Here is a 15,129-nt window from a genome sequence, read left to right on the forward strand (position 1 = left end):
TACATTCAACATTGATGGTGACTGACACGCCGCCATCGCGGGCAAGCCCGCTCCCACAAAAAGCAAAGGTAACCGTGAATGATTGCGTTGAAGCCGCTTGCCCTGGCGATGTGTTGCCTGGCCTGCGCCACTCAAAGTTTCGCCGCCCCCAAACCGCCAAACATCGTGGTATTGGTCGCCGACGACTGGGGCTATAGCGATGTCGGTTCCTTCGGCAGCGAAATCGCCACGCCGAATATCGACACCCTGGCCCGTGAAGGCGTGCGCTTTTCCGACTTCCATGTCACGGCCTCCTGCTCGCCCACGCGTTCGATGCTGCTGACCGGCGTCGACAACCACCGCAACGGCGTCGGCAACATGCCGGAAACCATGCCCGAGGAACACCTGGGCAAACCCGGTTACAGCGGTGTGCTCAACGACAATGCAATCACCGTCGCCAGCCGGCTCAAGGAGGGTGGTTACCGCACCTACATCACCGGCAAATGGCATCTGGGCAAAACCCCGGACACCTTGCCGAACCTCCGTGGTTTCGACCGCTCGTTCATCCAGGCCGACAGCGGTTCGGACAACTGGGAAGAACGGCCCTACGCGCCGCTGTACGACAAAGCCGCCTGGTTCGAGAACGGTCAACCGGCGCATCTGCCGAAGGATTATTACTCCTCGACCTTCATCGTCGACAAGGCACTGGAGTACATCGAGAGAGACCGGCAGGACGGCAAACCGTTTTTTGCCTACCTGGGCTTTCAGGCCAATCACGTGCCGGTCCAGGCGCCCAAGGCGATCATCGACAAGTATCAGGGGCGCTACGACGCTGGATGGACTGCGTTGCGCAACGAACGCCGTGACCGGGCGGTGGAACTGGGGCTGATGCCGGCGGGTGTCGGCATGCAGACCATGGCCAGTACCGCTGACTGGAACGCGTTGGATGAACACGAAAAACGCTACGAAGCACGGCGCATGGAAGTCTATGCCGGCATGGCGGAAACCATGGACCAGGAAATCGGTCGCTTCATCCAGCACCTGAAAGACACCGGCGAATACAACAACACGGTGTTCGTGTTTCTGTCCGATAACGGCAGCGAACCCACCGACCCTTACGCCATCCCCGCCATACGGCTGTGGCTGGAAATGAACTACACCCGCCAGCTCGATCGCCTGGGCAGCAAGGGCGCCTTCACCAGCATCGGCCCGAGTTGGGCCAGCGCCGCCGCATCGCCGTTGAGCGGCTACAAGTTCTTTGCCGGCGAGGGCGGGTTGCGCACGCCGTTGATCGTCTCCGGTGTGCCCGGCATGCAGGCCAATCACATCGCCAAAGCCTTCACCCACGTCACCGACATCGTGCCGACCTTGCTGGAAGTGGCCGGAGTACCGGCGCATAACGGTGAGTTTCAGGGGCGCGCCGTGGAACCGATGATCGGCAGCAGCCTGGTCCCTGTTCTGCAAGGCCATGCCGAACGTGTACACCCCGAAGACCAAGCCATCGGCTATGAATTGTCCGGCAGCGCCGCGTTGTTCAAGGGCGATTACAAACTGGTGAAAAGCCTCAAACCCGTGGGCAACGAGCAATGGCACCTCTACAACATCGTCACCGACCCCGGCGAGGTCAACGACCTGCAACAGCAGATGCCCGAGCGCTTCTTGGCCATGCAAGCTGACTACGCCGAATACGCCCGGGTCAATGGCGTGCTGCCGATGCCGGCCGGATATGACTACATGCACCAAGGGCAGATGTATGCCTTGAAACACGTGGTCATTCCCAAACTCAAGGCTGCCGCGCCGCCGGTGGTGGCAGTGCTGGTGTTGCTGGTGGGCGTGCTGGTGTGGCGTCGTCGCAGCAAGCAGCGGGTTTGAATGATGACTGACGAACTTGATGAATCGGGCCGCCGATTGATTCACCGGCGCACGGTTGAATGCCAGGGATTTTTACGTGCCGATGGCTTGTGGGATATTGAAGGGCGGCTGAACGACTGCAAAACCCATCCCGTGACGCTTGCTGAAGGCCGCACCGTTGCGACGGGCCAGACGTATCACGGCATGTGGATACGCCTGACCCTGGACGATGACTTCATCGTGCGTGACGTGCAGGTAACAATGCCGGATGTGCCCACCAGCCAGTGTCGCGGGGCCATGCCGGCCTATCAGAAGTTACTGGGTGAGCGGATCGGCGCGGGGTTTTCGCGGCGGATCAAGGAACTGTTCGGCGGCATTGGCGGTTGCGTGCACCTGACAGAATTGCTGCTGCCGATCGCGACGACGGCGTTTCAGACCATCCCCATGGCGCGGTCACTGGTGGCACCGCGCACTGCGGCGGATGTCGAGGCTTACCGCAATGCCAGGGGGGCTTTGCTCAATACCTGTCATGCGTTACGCGAGGACAGTCCTGTTGCGGTATTCCTGAAAAAATAATCGACGGGCCTCAAGCGCCAATGTGGGAGCGAGCCTGCTCGCGATAGCGGTCTTCCAGTCGACATGTGTGGTGACGGACACGCCGCCATCTCTTGTAGGAGCCGGGCTTGCCCGCGAAAGCGGTCTTTCAGTCGACATGTATGGTGACTGACATGCCGCCTTCGCTGGCAAGCCAGGCTCCTACAGGTTTGTGCGGTGTTTTGGGGCGCGTGTTTAGTTCTGTTTAGTGTTACGTCCTGAAAGCTACAAGACCTTGCGCCGTTGCCTACCGGTACGCCAGAATCCGCCGGCTTGTGCGTCTTGGGCCTGGCCTCTATCGTTTCCCTGCCACTGCCCATCAGTGGTCGGGTTTAGCAGCCTGGGGTTATAAGCAAGGTGCACAAGCTGTTGTCAGTCAGGCATTCCCATGCCTGCACTTGATGGTGGTTGTGCGCAGGGCGCCTTCGGGCGCGCCGGCTTTGCTAGCTTCCCCGGTCTGCTAACCTGCGTACAGCTGCCTCCCTCTCGTTTAGCAGCAGGAGGGTTGGCGCCCAATCAGAGAAGCAAGCATATGTTCAAAGTAACGCCAAACCCTCCGGACACCGATCCGGTCTCCCCGTACGAACCCGATTCAAACAAACTCAACGAGGCCGCCGAGCGTGCCCTCGACTTTCACTTCCCGTCGAAAGCCGACATCAAAGCCACCGCGCGTACACCCAGCACATTGTTTTCCGTGGACCAAGAGGCGACCAACGAAACCCTGGTGGTGTTTTTGGTCGAGACACTGGCCTCGGTTGATGTGATGGTCCATCAGTTGGTGGACCACCTGGAAGGTGAGGCGCGCTATGCGTTGCTGGGGATTTCAAACAGCATCATGGTGGCGGAGATCACGGCGAACCGGGTGTTGGATCAAATCGAGTCACCGGCGTAGAAAAACGGCAGTCCCAAAGAGCCAGATGCCTGTCAGTTAATGCGCGGAACCTGTGGGAGCGAGCTTGCTCGCGATGGCGTCGGGTCAGGAACATTTATTTCGACTGACACTCCGTCATCGCGAGCAAGCTCGCTCCCACAGGGATTTTGTAATTCCGAGACTTATCTGATCGGCATCTGGCCCCGATTTTTCAGATCAACCGCTGGATCTGCTCTTCACTCAAGCCTGCTTTGCGCAGAATGCTTGTGCTGTGTTCGCCACGGGTCGGAACCTTGCCACTGGCCGAAGGCGTCGCGGAAAACCGGGGCGCCGGCGCCGCTTGCAACACGCCATCCGTGCGCGAATACACGCCGCGTTCGGCCATGTGCGGATGGTCCAGGGCTTCGGCCGGTGTCAGGACCGGGGCGAAGCAGGCATCGGTGCCTTCCAGCAGATCGATCCAGTGCTGGCGTGGCTGACTGGCAAATATCGCTTCCAGGCGCTTGCGCAGCGGGCCCCACAAACGGGGATCGTACGGGCGCTTGAAGTCCGGGTCGTCACCCAGTCCCAACGTTCTGAACAGCAAGGCGTTGAACTGCGGTTCAAGGGCTTGCACGCTGACGAACAAGCCGTCGGCACAGGCATAGGTGCGGGCCCAATGGGCGCCGTCCAGCAGGCCGCAACCGCGTTCCAATGGCTGCTGGCCGGCGGAGTGCGCGGACAGCAACAGGTTCATCAGGTTGGCGCTGCCATCGACAATCGCTGCGTCCACCACCTGACCGACGCCGTTGGTGCTGGCGTTGATGATCCCGGCCAGAATGCCCATTGCCAGGTACAACGCACCGCCGCCCAAATCACCCACCAGCGTCGGCGGTGCCATCGGCGGCTGGCCGGCTTCACCGCTGAACCACAACGCGCCGGACAGGGCGATGTAGTTGAGGTCATGGCCGGCGGCCTGGGCCAAGGGGCCTTGCTGGCCCCAACCGGTCATGCGCCCGTAGACCAGTCGCGGATTACGTGCCAGGCACACGTCGGGACCCAGACCCAGACGCTCCATGACGCCGGGGCGCATGCCTTCGATCAGCGCGTCGGCGCCTTCGATCAGGCGCAACACCGCTTCGATGGCTTCAGGGTCCTTAAGGTCCAGGGTAATAGATTGTTTGCCGCGATTGACGATGGCGTGCTTGCCCAAGTCGAGCATGTCGCCGCCCTTGGTGCTGGCGCGTTCCACCAGGATCACCTCGGCGCCCATGTCCGCCAGCAACATGCCGCAAAATGGCCCCGGTCCGATACCGGCAATTTCGACGATACGAACGCCGTCCAATACGCCCATGTGCGTACTCCTTTGAATGAATGTCTATGTGGGGGAGGTTAACGACGTAGAAACAATGCGGTCATCACGGTATGCAACACCACCGCCGGCCACAGAAATACACCGCCGCCGAACAACACGCCGATGTACGCCAGGTACAACGCAATCGCGCCGTTGTAGAACAACATCGAACGCAGTGCGGCAGGGTTTGCCGGCCGCGGCCAACAGGCGATGCCGAGGGCAATCAACGCGATGCCAAAACACCGGGCGATCAGGTTGCTCGCGTCCGTCGCGATCCCCAGTAACAGATGGCTGACCAGCTCCGGCGTGAGCAGCAACGCTACGCCGGTCGCCAGTTCGATGACCGCTGAAACCACCAGCAGCTTATGCGGGGTAAGGCTGCGTACTGGATTCATGATCGTCCTTCGAAGAAAGAGAGACGCTTGCAGCGCGGTCCTGACGAATAAACTCGGCGGCTTTTTCGCCGATCATTACGGTCGCGGCGGTGGTGCTACAACCAATGATAGTCGGCATGATCGAGGCGTCGACCACACGCAAACCTTCCAGGCCATGGACCTTCAATCGCGCGTCTACCACCGCCAACGCATCGTTGCCCATTTTGCAGGTGCCGATCGGGTGATAGAGGGTGTCGGAGCGATTGCGCAGCACCTGCTCGATCTCGGCGTCGGTGTTCATCGGGGCGTCAATCACATCCTTGGGGCAGAACGCCTTGAACGCCGGGGTCGCCATGACCTTCTGGATGATCCGGTAACCCTCGATCAGCGTCTTGATGTCATCGGGGTGGGTCAGGAACGCGGGATCGATCAGCGGTGCGATCATCGGGTCGGCGCTCGACAGGGTCAGTTGCCCGACGCTTTTCGGGTGCAGCAGGCAGGCATGCAAGCTCAGTCCGTGACCTCGATACAACGTACGGCCATGGTCGGCGAACATGGCGATGGTCAGCGCCAGTTCGATGTCGGCCTGGGCCAGTTCCGGAGAGGTTTTGACGAAGGCGCAGGCCTCGGCAAAATTGGTGGTCAGCGGCCCGCTGCGCCGGCGCCAGTAACGGATCGCCGCTTTGGCGATGTCCCAGGCGCCGGCCAGCGACAAGCCGATCAAGTTGCGCGACTTGACGCGATAGGAGTGCACGTAATCGATGTGATCCACCAGGTTCTGCCCGACCCCTGGCAAGTCATGAACCACCGGGATATCGAATTTGAACAGTTGGCTGGTTGGCCCGACACCGGACAACAGCAACAGCTGAGGCGAGTTGAAGGCGCCGGAACTCAGGATCAGCTCATGCCGGGCGCGCAGGGTGCGTTTTACGCCGTTCTGCACAAACTCGATGCCCACCGCGCGCTTGCCGTTGAACAGGATTCGCGTGGCATGGGCGTGGGTTTCGATGTGCAGGTTGCTGCGATGCCGGTTCGGTGTCAGGTAGGCCTTGGCCGCGCTGCAACGCTGTCCGTCCTTTTGCATCACCTGAACGCGACCGAAGCCTTCCATGATCGCGCCGTTCTGGTCGGGGCAGGGCGGATAACCCGCCTGTACGCCGGCCTCGACAAAAGTTTCGCCAAACGGATTGGGCGAGGAATGGAAGCGCACATTGAGCGGCCCGTTCTGGCCATGCAGTTCATCTTTGAAGTGTTCGTTGTGCTCGGCGCGCTTGAAGAACGGCAGCACCTCCTGATAGCTCCAGCCGGGGTTGCCCAGGGCAGCCCAACGGTCGAAGTCGCGGGGGTGACCCCGGTGATAGGCCATGGCGTTGATCGACGAACTGCCGCCCAGGGTCTTGCCCCGTGGCTGATAGCCGATGCGGCCGTTCAAGCCCGGCTGTGGCACGGTCTGGTATTGCCAGTTATTGATCGAGGTCGGCACCATCGCCGCGACGCCGGCCGGCATGTGCACCAGCGGATGGCTGTCGGGGCCGCCAGCTTCCAGCAGACAGACGGAAATCGTCGGATCTTCCGACAGGCGACTGGCAACCACACAACCGGCAGCGCCCGCGCCAACTACGATGTAATCGAACTCTGCGTTCTGGCTCATGCTGTTCTTCTCTTTTTATTTGATGCACCACATGAACGCATTGTGGGGACAAGGCCGGCACAACACTGGTCAATAGAGTCAATTCGCTGGTCAGTGGGGAAGGTGACTATCGCGCCAAGCACCGGAACATCGTGAAAATGCCCGCAACGGGTCATTGACCGATAGACGGACGGGGGCGAGTATCGGGTTTCGCATCCCCAACAGGCAGGCCCATGTCAGGTTCGAAAATGGATACGCCCGGCACCGAAACATCGTTGCGCGAAGAAGCGTTGCAGCCCACCACCATCAGCAGCTACACCGTGGCCATCGCCAGCGCGCTGGACGCCAGTGGGGTCGACAGCAAGCGGATTTTCCTCGCGATGGGCATTCCGCTGAGCGTGGCGACCGATCCGATGACCCGCCTGCCGGTCGCGACCATGACCAAGCTGTATAGAGCTTGCGTCGATGTGACCAACAATCCGTATTTCGGCTTGACCGTGGCCAAGCATATTCATCTGACGCACCTGCATGCCTTGGGTTATTCCCTGGCAGCCAGTGGCACGTTGCAGGATTTTTGCCGGCGACTGGAGCGTTATTTTCGCTTGGTGTCTCAGGTCGCCAAGTCCCATGTCACCCAGGCTGACGAGCAGGTTCTGTTCCGCTTTGATCACGTGCAGGAACTTTGTCCCGAGACTGAAGATGCGTTTTTCGGGTTTCTGATTCGAACCATGCGCCTGCTCTATAAACAGGAGTTCAAGCCTGTACGGATAGAGTTCTGTCGCTCGATGCCCCACGAAGGCGCGGGCCCTTATGAAGCGTTGTTCAGGTCGCCGGTGTTGTTTGGGCAGACCAGCAGCCTGATGGTGTTTCACAAGACGGATCTGGTGCAGCCGCTCAGCGGCTCCTGCCCGGAGTTGGCTCAGGTCAACGACAACATCATCATCAGTTACCTGGCGCGGCTGGACAAAAACGATGTGATCACCGGCGTGACCCAGAAAATCATCGAGTTCCTCCCGGACGGCGATTGCAGCCGCGACAAGGTCGCCAGTGCGTTGCACATGAGCCCGACCAAACTGCAACTCAAGCTGTCCCAGCGTGGCACGCATTTCCAGCAACTGCTCGATGACACCCGCAAGGAGCTGGCGTACAGCTACTTGAGCCAAGCATCGCGGCCGGTGACTGAAATCACCTTTCTCCTGGGGTTCAGCGATACCAGCAATTTCACCCGCGCGTTCAAGCGCTGGACCGGGCTTTCGCCCACGGATTATCGCCAGCAACTCTGAAATATCCCTCCTGCAAAAAATCCTGTAGGAGCAGCCGGTCGACGCTCGATTGCTCGCGATGGCGGTGTGTCATTCAACATTGATGTTGAATGCCAGGGCCTCATCGCGAGCAAGCTCGGCTCCTACAGGGAACGTTGCGCTGACCGATGATTTGGCCCAATTGACCGGCGCCACCCCCACCCCTCGCGATACAACAGTCTCGACCGAACTGGTCAGTGCTCCTTAGAGCAGGGCACCACACCGAAGTCGGCATTTTCTTGAATGACTTTTCGTGAAACCACAGAGAAGGCGAGCACGCTAGATGAATAACAACAATAAGATCGGCCATCCAAATCTGCGGCGCGGGTTGCTGGCTTCGGCGGTTCTCGCCGGGCTGGGCATGTCACCTGTGCAGGCGTTTGAATTCGACACGGGGAACGAAGACGTGTCGGTGCGCTTCGACAACACCTTGAAGTTCAACTACGCCCAACGCGTCGAGGCAGCGAACAGCAAGCTGGCCAACTCGTGGAACAACAACGACGGTGACCGCAATTTTTCCTCCGGCAGCCCCGTGGCCCAGCGCCTCGACGTCCTGTCGGAACTGGACGTGGTGTACAAAAAACAGATGGGCTTTCGGGTCAGCGCCAACAGCTGGTACGACCATGCCTATGACGACGTCGGCAGCTTCAACCCGGCGACCAACCAGCTCAATGACGGCAAGGCTGATTCGAAGCACCAGAGCGGCTATGCCGACCGTTACTACAACGGCCCGTCCTCGGAGATCCTCGACGCCTTCGTCTTCGGCAGTACCGAAATCGGTGATGAATCGATGCTCAGTGCCAAGGCCGGTAAACACACGGTCTATTGGGGTGAAAGCGTCCTGGCCTTTGCCCACGGCAACAGCTATGGCCAGTCGGGCCTGGATTTGTCCAAGGCCCTCGCGGTGCCGGGCACTGAAGCCAAAGAGCTGTTCATCCCGCGCAATCAGCTGTCCACCAGCTTCACCGTCAATCCGGAACTGACCCTCGCGGCGCAGTACTTCCTCGATTGGGACGCCGCACGTTTGCCGGAGTCCGGTACGTATCTGGGCTTCAACGACGGTATCCAGAGCGGCGGCCACAACCTGTCCTTGATCGCCGCAAAGAACCCGTTCTTCGGCCTTCAGGGCCCGTTGGGCGCCAATGAGTTTCTGCGCCTGCAAAACGGTCATACCTACACACCAAGCAACAGTGGCGACTTCGGCCTGATGGCCAAGTGGAGCCCAGCGTGGCTGGACGGCACCCTGGGTATTTACTACCGCAAAACCTCGGACATCCTGCCCAATCTGGCGCTCCAGCCGAGTGCTATCACGCCGGCCGCGATCGCCTCGGGCACCGTTGGCAGCTACAACCAGTTCTACGTGGATGACATCGATGTCTACGGTTTAAGCCTGGCCAAAAACATTGCCGGCGTGAGTGTTGGTTTCGACCTCAACTATCGTCACAACATGCCGCTGTCCAGCGTTCCCGCCACCGTCAACCCGACCTTGGGTGCGGCCGGGGCCCCGGGTTTCATCAGCAGTTTCGACGGCCAGAACGGCGTGGCGCGCGGCAACACCGTGCACGCGGTGCTGAACGGCCTGACCACCTTCGGCGAAACACCGATCTGGGATTCCTCCTCGTTGTTGGTTGAACTCGCCTATAGCCGCTGGTTGGACGTTACTGACAACAAGCAGCTGTTCAAGGGAGAGGATTGGTACAACGGCGTCGACAAGGTCTCCAAGGACAACTACATCGTCGGCATGAACTTCAACCCGACCTGGTATCAGGTTTTCCCTGGCGTCGATATGTTCATGCCGGTCAGCTACAACGTCGGCCTCGCGGGCCAGTCGTCCGTGCAACTGGGCGGCAACAAAGGCACCGGCAGCTACTCCGTCGGCGTCGGCATGGACGTTCACAGCCAATACCGCTTCGACCTCAAATATGTCGACAACTTTGGCGACTTCGACACCTGCGGTTCTGCCGGCAACGCTTCCGCCCACGGCGATGGCGCTGCGCCCGGTGCCAACGGTCAATACAACTGCGTGCCCGGCCAGACCACTGCGTTTGCCGGTACCGTGGCCCAGCTCAAGGATCGCGGCATGGTCACTTTCACTTTCAAAACCACCCTCTGATCCGAGTGCTGTGTGTTAACAGGAGACACCCCATGAATTTTACTCAATCAATATTGGCCACCGCCCTGGCGCTGGCTGTAGTCGGCTCCGCCCAGGCGGCAGTCAGTGCCGATCAAGCGGCTAAGCTCGGCACCAGCCTGACGGCGATCGGTGCTGACAAAGCGGCCAACGCCGATGGCAGCATTCCGGCGTACACCGGCGGTCTGACCACGATACCGGCCGAGTTCAAGACGGGCGACTCGTTCCGTCCGGACCCCTTCGGCGCGGAAAAACCGCGCTTGGTCATCACTGCCAAAGACCTCGCGGCACAGAAAGACAAACTCACCGCGACCACCCAGGCGTTGCTGACGCGTTACCCGACCTATCGCCTCGATGTCTATCCGACTCATCGCAGCGTCGCCATGCCCCAATCCGTGTTGGACAACACCGCGAAAAACGCAGTGACGGCCAAGACCACTGACGGCGGTTTGTCGCTGGAAAACGTGCTGCCAGGCGTGCCGTTCCCGATCCCGGCTGACGGCTACGAAGCGATGTGGAACCACTTGTTGCGCTATCAAGGCGTGGCCATGACCAACAAGTACGACTCGTGGAACGTCGACTCGTCCGGCACCGCGTCGTTGAGTTCCACCGGCGTGTTCAACATTGAATACCCGCTCTTTTCCCCAACGCGCGCCGCGGGGCCTGTGGTGCCCGACGAACCCTTCTACAAGATCAAGCTGACCTACACCGGTCCCGCCCGCCGTGCCGGTGAAGCGCTACTGTTGATGGACTCGGTCAACCCGATGAAGCAACCGCGCCGCGCCTGGCAATACTTGCCGGGGCAACGCCGCGTGAAACTGGCACCGGACCTGGCTTACGACACGCCAAACCCAGGCACGGTCGGCGCCGCCACCTATGACGATGCATTCGTGTTCAACGGCGCGATGGACCGTTACGACTTCAAACTGGTCGGCAAGAAAGAACTCTATGTGCCGTACAACACCTACAAACTGAGCTACCACAAAGACGCGGCCGACGTGATGAAGGCCAACCACGTCAATCCGGATTTGCTGCGCTGGGAGCTGCACCGGGTGTGGGTGGTGGAAGCCACGCTCAAACCGGGCAAACGCCACATCTACAACAAACGCACGTTCTACCTCGACGAGGACAGCTGGATCGCTTTGGCCTCCGACGAGTATGACGCTCGTGGCCAGCTCTACCGTGGCGGTTTCGCCCACCTGACTTACAGCTATGACGTGAAGGCCCCGGACACGATCAACCACATGATCTACGACTTGATTTCCGGGGCCTACAACGTCAACGGTTTCTACGGTCCTTACGGTGGCTTGAAGTACATCGATCCGCTGTCGAAGGCGCAGTGGTCTGCCGAGTCGCTGGCCGGAGCCGGTATCCGCTAAACCACCGACCCCTGTAGGAGCTGGCTTGCCTGCGAAGGCGGTGTATCAGTCGACATCGATGTTGAATGACAAACCGCCTTCGCGGGTAAGCCACGCTCCTACAGTTAATGGGTGATGTTCAGTCTGTACGTTGCACTCGAGATAACAATAATGACAATGATCAAGTGGTTTCTGCTGGCCGCATTGTCGGCCGCCATGGCCGTGCCGTTCACCCGCCCGGTGTTCGCCGGTGAGTTTGCCGATGTGCTCGACACCCAGGCGTTGCCCAGCGCACTGGCCGCACGCTCGACACTGACCGGGCTGACTCACGCCGGTGAGCGTCTGGTTGCCGTGGGCCAGCGCGGGCATATTCTGTATTCCGATGATGCCGGTCAGCACTGGCAACAGGCGCAAGTCCCGGTCAGTTCCGACCTCGTCGCCGTGCATTTTCCAACACCACAACAGGGCTGGGCGGTCGGGCACGATGGCGTGGTCCTGCACAGCAGCGATGCCGGCCAGACCTGGACCCGGCAGCTGGACGGGCGTCAAGTCGGGCCGATCCTGCTCAATTACTATCAGCATCAACTCGCCAGCCAACCGGATGACGCAGCCCTGCAAGCCCAGGTCAGCGATGCCCAGCGCATGGTCGAGGAGGGCGCCGATAAACCCTTTCTCGATGTCTGGTTCGAAAGCGATCAGGTCGGCTACATCATCGGCGCCTTCAACCTGATTTTGCGCACCGACGACGGCGGTCGCCGCTGGACGCCGTTGCTGGATCGCACCGACAACCCGAGCGCCCTGAACCTCTACGCACTGCGCCCGGTGGGCGACGATTTGTTCATCGTCGGCGAGCAAGGCCTGGTGCTGAAACTGGACCGTGCGAGCGGGCGGTTCAACGCCACTCCAACGCCCTATAACGGCAGCTTTTTCGGCATCACCGGCAAGCCGGGTGCGACGCTGGTGTTCGGTCTGCGCGGCAACGTGTTCCGCAGCACTGACAGCGGCGTGAGCTGGAACAAAATCGAACTCGGCTTGCCCCTGAGCATCACCGCCAGCGCCATCACGGTCGATGGCCGGATTGTGCTGGTCAGTCAGGCCGGTCATGTGCTGGTCAGCGCCGACGACGGATTGAGTTTTCATATTCAGCCGAACAACACACCGGCCCCCGTGGCCGCCGCGCAGGTTTCTGGCGGCTCGCTGGTGCTTGCGGGCACTCGTGGCCTGCGCCAGTTGCCCCTCGAATAAGCCCGGCATCACACAGAGAACACCATGATGGGTCACTACGAACTCGAAACAATGCCGGTTATCCGCGAGCTCAAGGGCTTCGACGCACGCTCCGGTAATGCCCTGGAACGGCTGATCTTCAACAACCGCTTGTGGGTGGTGCTGGCCTGTCTGCTGGTGACGATTGCACTGAGCTTCTTCGCCACGACCCGGCTGACACTCAATGCCAGCTTCGAAAAGATGATCCCGCAGAGCCAGCCTTTCATCAAAAACTACCTGGAAAACCGTCAGGCCCTGCGCGGCCTGGGCAACGCGGTGCGGGTGGTGGTGGAGAGCAGCAACGGCGACATTTTCGATCCGCACTACCTCGACGCCTTGAAAGAGATCAACGACGAACTGTTCGTTACACCGGGCGTCGACCGGGCATGGATGAAGTCGTTGTGGACCCCGGCGGTGCGCTGGACCGAAGTCACCGAGCAAGGCTTCCAGGGTGGCCCGGTGATGCCCGATTCCTATGACGGCTCGGCGCCAAGCGTGCAGCAGCTACGGCAGAACATCGCCCGCTCGGGCATTGTCGGCAGTCTGATCGGCAACAACTTCAAGTCGAGCATGATCTTCGTGCCGTTGCTGGAGAAAGACCCGGTCACGGGGCAGGCCATCGACTACCACCAGTTCTCGAAAACCCTCGAAGAGAAACTGCGCGACAAATACGAATTCGAAGGCAGCGTCCGCGTCACGGACGAAGAGGGCAAAGGCCCGATCAAGATCCGGGTGATCGGTTTTGCCAAATTGGTTGGCGACCTGATCGACGGCTTGATGCAGGTGATGCTGTATTTTGGTGTCGCCGCGGTGATTGCCACGGCCATCATCTTCTACTTCACCCGTTGCGTGCGCAGTACGGCGCTGGTGATTCTCTGTTCGGTGATCGCGGTGGTCTGGCAGCTGGGCCTGGTCGCGTTGTTTGGCTTTGCGCTGGACCCGTTCTCGATTCTGGTGCCGTTCCTGGTGTTCGCCATCGGCGTGTCCCATGGCGCGCAGAAGATGAACGGGATCATGCAGGATGTCGGACGCGGCACTCATCAACTGGTTGCTGCGCGCTACACCTTCCGCCGTCTGTTTCTCGCCGGCCTGACCGCGTTGCTCGCCGATGCTGTGGGCTTCGCGGTGTTGATGCTGATCGATATTCCAGTGATTCAGGACCTGGCGATTACCGCGAGTATCGGTGTCGCGGTGCTGATCTTCACCAACCTGGTGCTGCTGCCGGTGTTGCTCTCGTACTGGGGGGTGAGCCGCAGGGCGGCTGAGCGCAGTTTGCGCGCCGAGAACAAAGAGTTGCGCGGCAAAGGCATCGGCGCGCTGTGGAGTTTCCTCGACAAGTTCACCGAGCGCCGCTGGGCCACCATCGCAGTGAGCGTGGCGGGTGTGTTGGCGGTGGGCGGGATTGTCGTCAGCCATCACCTGAAGATCGGCGACTTGGACCCCGGTGCACCGGAACTGCGCTCGGACTCGCGTTACAACCGCGACAACGCCTACATCACCGCCAACTATTCGTTGTCCAGCGACCAGTTCGCAATCATGCTCAAAACGCCGGCCGAAGGCTGCCTGAAATACCAATCGCTGGTGGAAGCCGATCGCCTGGGCTGGCTGTTGCAGCAACTGCCGGGCGTGCAAACCACGGTGTCGCTGACCAACGCGGTGCGGCAGATCACGGCGGGTTCCTATGAAGGCAACCCGAAGATGCTGACCATCGCGCGTAATCAGGACGTACTGAACTACGGCGCGCAGCAGGCTTCGGTCAGCAGCCCGGATCTGTTCAATAACGATTGCTCGATGATGCCCATCGTGGCTTACCTGTCGGACCACAAGGCCGAAACCCTCGACCGTGTGGTGCAAGTGGCCGAAACCTTCGCCCGCGAACACAGTAATGGCGAACGCCAATTCATGCTCGCTGCTGGCAGTGCCGGGATTGAAGCAGCGACCAACATCGTCGTGCGTGAGGCCAACCGCACCATGCTGCTGTACGTGTATGGCGCGGTGATTGTGTTGTGTTTCATCACCTTCCGCAGCTGGCGGGCTGTGGTGGTGGCGGTGGTGCCGTTGATGCTGACTTCGATCCTCTGCGAAGCCTTGATGGTCTGGCTCGGCATGGGCGTTAAAGTCGCCACGCTGCCGGTGATTGCGCTGGGTGTGGGGATCGGCGTGGATTACGCGCTGTACCTGCTGAGCGTGCAACTGGCGCAGCAACGTGCCGGGTTGTCGCTGACTGAGGCGTATCGCAATGCCGTGGCGTTCACCGGAAAAGTGGTGGCGTTGGTGGGAATTACCCTGGCCGCGGGTGTGATCACCTGGGCTTGGTCGCCGATCAAGTTTCAGGCAGACATGGGCATTCTGCTGACGTTCATGTTTATCTGGAACATGGTCGGGGCGTTGGTGCTGATTCCGGCGCTGTCACACTTTCTGTTACGCAAAGTGAAATAGGCCAA

The 15,129-nt window shown here is 60.3% G+C and carries 11 protein-coding genes; 8 read left to right on the plus strand and 3 right to left on the minus strand.

Features of this window, described 5'->3' with window-relative positions; genetic code table 11:
• Positions 1-78 precede the first annotated feature (78 nt).
• From AC3ISI_RS10990 to AC3ISI_RS11000, 3 genes are all read left to right on the plus strand, one after another.
• Entirely contained in the window at positions 79-1,851 is a 1,773-nt protein-coding gene (locus AC3ISI_RS10990; protein ID WP_489336945.1) for an arylsulfatase, read from the plus strand.
• Positions 1,852-2,406 carry a DUF2889 domain-containing protein gene (locus AC3ISI_RS10995; protein ID WP_489336947.1) on the plus strand — a complete coding sequence of 185 codons (555 nt, stop codon included), beginning with the start codon at positions 1,852-1,854 and terminating at the stop codon, positions 2,404-2,406. It abuts the gene before it with no gap.
• Between the two features lie 550 nt (positions 2,407-2,956).
• Positions 2,957-3,316 carry a DUF6124 family protein gene (locus tag AC3ISI_RS11000; protein ID WP_489336949.1) on the plus strand — a complete coding sequence of 120 codons (360 nt, stop codon included), beginning with the start codon at positions 2,957-2,959 and terminating at the stop codon, positions 3,314-3,316.
• A gap of 190 nt (positions 3,317-3,506) precedes the next feature.
• On the opposite strand, the gene AC3ISI_RS11005 is transcribed toward AC3ISI_RS11000, so the two are convergent.
• From AC3ISI_RS11005 to AC3ISI_RS11015, 3 genes are read right to left on the minus strand one after another with little or no spacing between them, the layout of a single operon-like run.
• The gene (locus AC3ISI_RS11005; protein ID WP_489336951.1) at positions 3,507-4,628 is read right to left on the minus strand and encodes a CaiB/BaiF CoA transferase family protein; all 1,122 of its coding nucleotides are present in this window, start codon (positions 4,626-4,628) and stop codon (positions 3,507-3,509) included.
• A gap of 38 nt (positions 4,629-4,666) precedes the next feature.
• Complete coding sequence (locus tag AC3ISI_RS11010; RefSeq protein WP_489336952.1) at positions 4,667-5,023, minus strand: hypothetical protein; 357 nt, start codon at positions 5,021-5,023, stop codon at positions 4,667-4,669.
• Positions 4,992-6,653, minus strand: a complete 1,662-nt coding sequence (locus AC3ISI_RS11015; protein ID WP_489336953.1) for a GMC family oxidoreductase — start codon at positions 6,651-6,653, stop codon at positions 4,992-4,994. The genes AC3ISI_RS11010 and AC3ISI_RS11015 overlap by 32 nt, the downstream gene beginning before the upstream one ends.
• Before the next feature lie 212 nt (positions 6,654-6,865).
• Here AC3ISI_RS11015 and AC3ISI_RS11020 point away from each other — a divergent pair, with 212 nt between their 5' ends.
• The 5 genes from AC3ISI_RS11020 (at position 6,866) to AC3ISI_RS11040 (ending at position 15,124) form a co-directional block, all read left to right on the plus strand.
• Positions 6,866-7,915, plus strand: a complete 1,050-nt coding sequence (locus tag AC3ISI_RS11020; protein WP_489336954.1) for an AraC family transcriptional regulator — start codon at positions 6,866-6,868, stop codon at positions 7,913-7,915.
• Positions 7,916-8,216: 301 nt separating this feature from the next.
• The gene (locus AC3ISI_RS11025; RefSeq protein ID WP_489336955.1) at positions 8,217-10,046 is read left to right on the plus strand and encodes a DUF1302 domain-containing protein; all 1,830 of its coding nucleotides are present in this window, start codon (positions 8,217-8,219) and stop codon (positions 10,044-10,046) included.
• 32 nt (positions 10,047-10,078) lie between these two features.
• A complete protein-coding gene (locus AC3ISI_RS11030) occupies positions 10,079-11,443 on the plus strand; it encodes a DUF1329 domain-containing protein (RefSeq protein WP_489336957.1) in 1,365 nt (454 codons plus the stop codon).
• A 150-nt stretch (positions 11,444-11,593) separates the two neighbouring features.
• A complete protein-coding gene (locus AC3ISI_RS11035; RefSeq protein ID WP_489336958.1) occupies positions 11,594-12,667 on the plus strand; it encodes a WD40/YVTN/BNR-like repeat-containing protein in 1,074 nt (357 codons plus the stop codon).
• Positions 12,668-12,694: 27 nt separating this feature from the next.
• Positions 12,695-15,124, plus strand: a complete 2,430-nt coding sequence (locus AC3ISI_RS11040; RefSeq protein WP_489337693.1) for an efflux RND transporter permease subunit — start codon at positions 12,695-12,697, stop codon at positions 15,122-15,124.
• Positions 15,125-15,129 lie beyond the last annotated feature (5 nt).

The organism is Pseudomonas sp. GL_139_B, assembly GCF_057834475.1.

Coding starts and splice junctions, on each gene's coding strand:
- AC3ISI_RS10990 (WP_489336945.1), top strand. CDS start 79: ATGATTGCGTTGAAGCCGCTTGCCCTGGCGATGTGTTGCCTGGCCTGC.
- AC3ISI_RS10995 (WP_489336947.1), top strand. CDS start 1,852: ATGATGACTGACGAACTTGATGAATCGGGCCGCCGATTGATTCACCGG.
- AC3ISI_RS11000 (WP_489336949.1), top strand. CDS start 2,957: ATGTTCAAAGTAACGCCAAACCCTCCGGACACCGATCCGGTCTCCCCG.
- AC3ISI_RS11005 (WP_489336951.1), bottom strand. CDS start 4,628: ATGGGCGTATTGGACGGCGTTCGTATCGTCGAAATTGCCGGTATCGGA.
- AC3ISI_RS11010 (WP_489336952.1), bottom strand. CDS start 5,023: ATGAATCCAGTACGCAGCCTTACCCCGCATAAGCTGCTGGTGGTTTCA.
- AC3ISI_RS11015 (WP_489336953.1), bottom strand. CDS start 6,653: ATGAGCCAGAACGCAGAGTTCGATTACATCGTAGTTGGCGCGGGCGCT.
- AC3ISI_RS11020 (WP_489336954.1), top strand. CDS start 6,866: ATGTCAGGTTCGAAAATGGATACGCCCGGCACCGAAACATCGTTGCGC.
- AC3ISI_RS11025 (WP_489336955.1), top strand. CDS start 8,217: ATGAATAACAACAATAAGATCGGCCATCCAAATCTGCGGCGCGGGTTG.
- AC3ISI_RS11030 (WP_489336957.1), top strand. CDS start 10,079: ATGAATTTTACTCAATCAATATTGGCCACCGCCCTGGCGCTGGCTGTA.
- AC3ISI_RS11035 (WP_489336958.1), top strand. CDS start 11,594: ATGACAATGATCAAGTGGTTTCTGCTGGCCGCATTGTCGGCCGCCATG.
- AC3ISI_RS11040 (WP_489337693.1), top strand. CDS start 12,695: ATGGGTCACTACGAACTCGAAACAATGCCGGTTATCCGCGAGCTCAAG.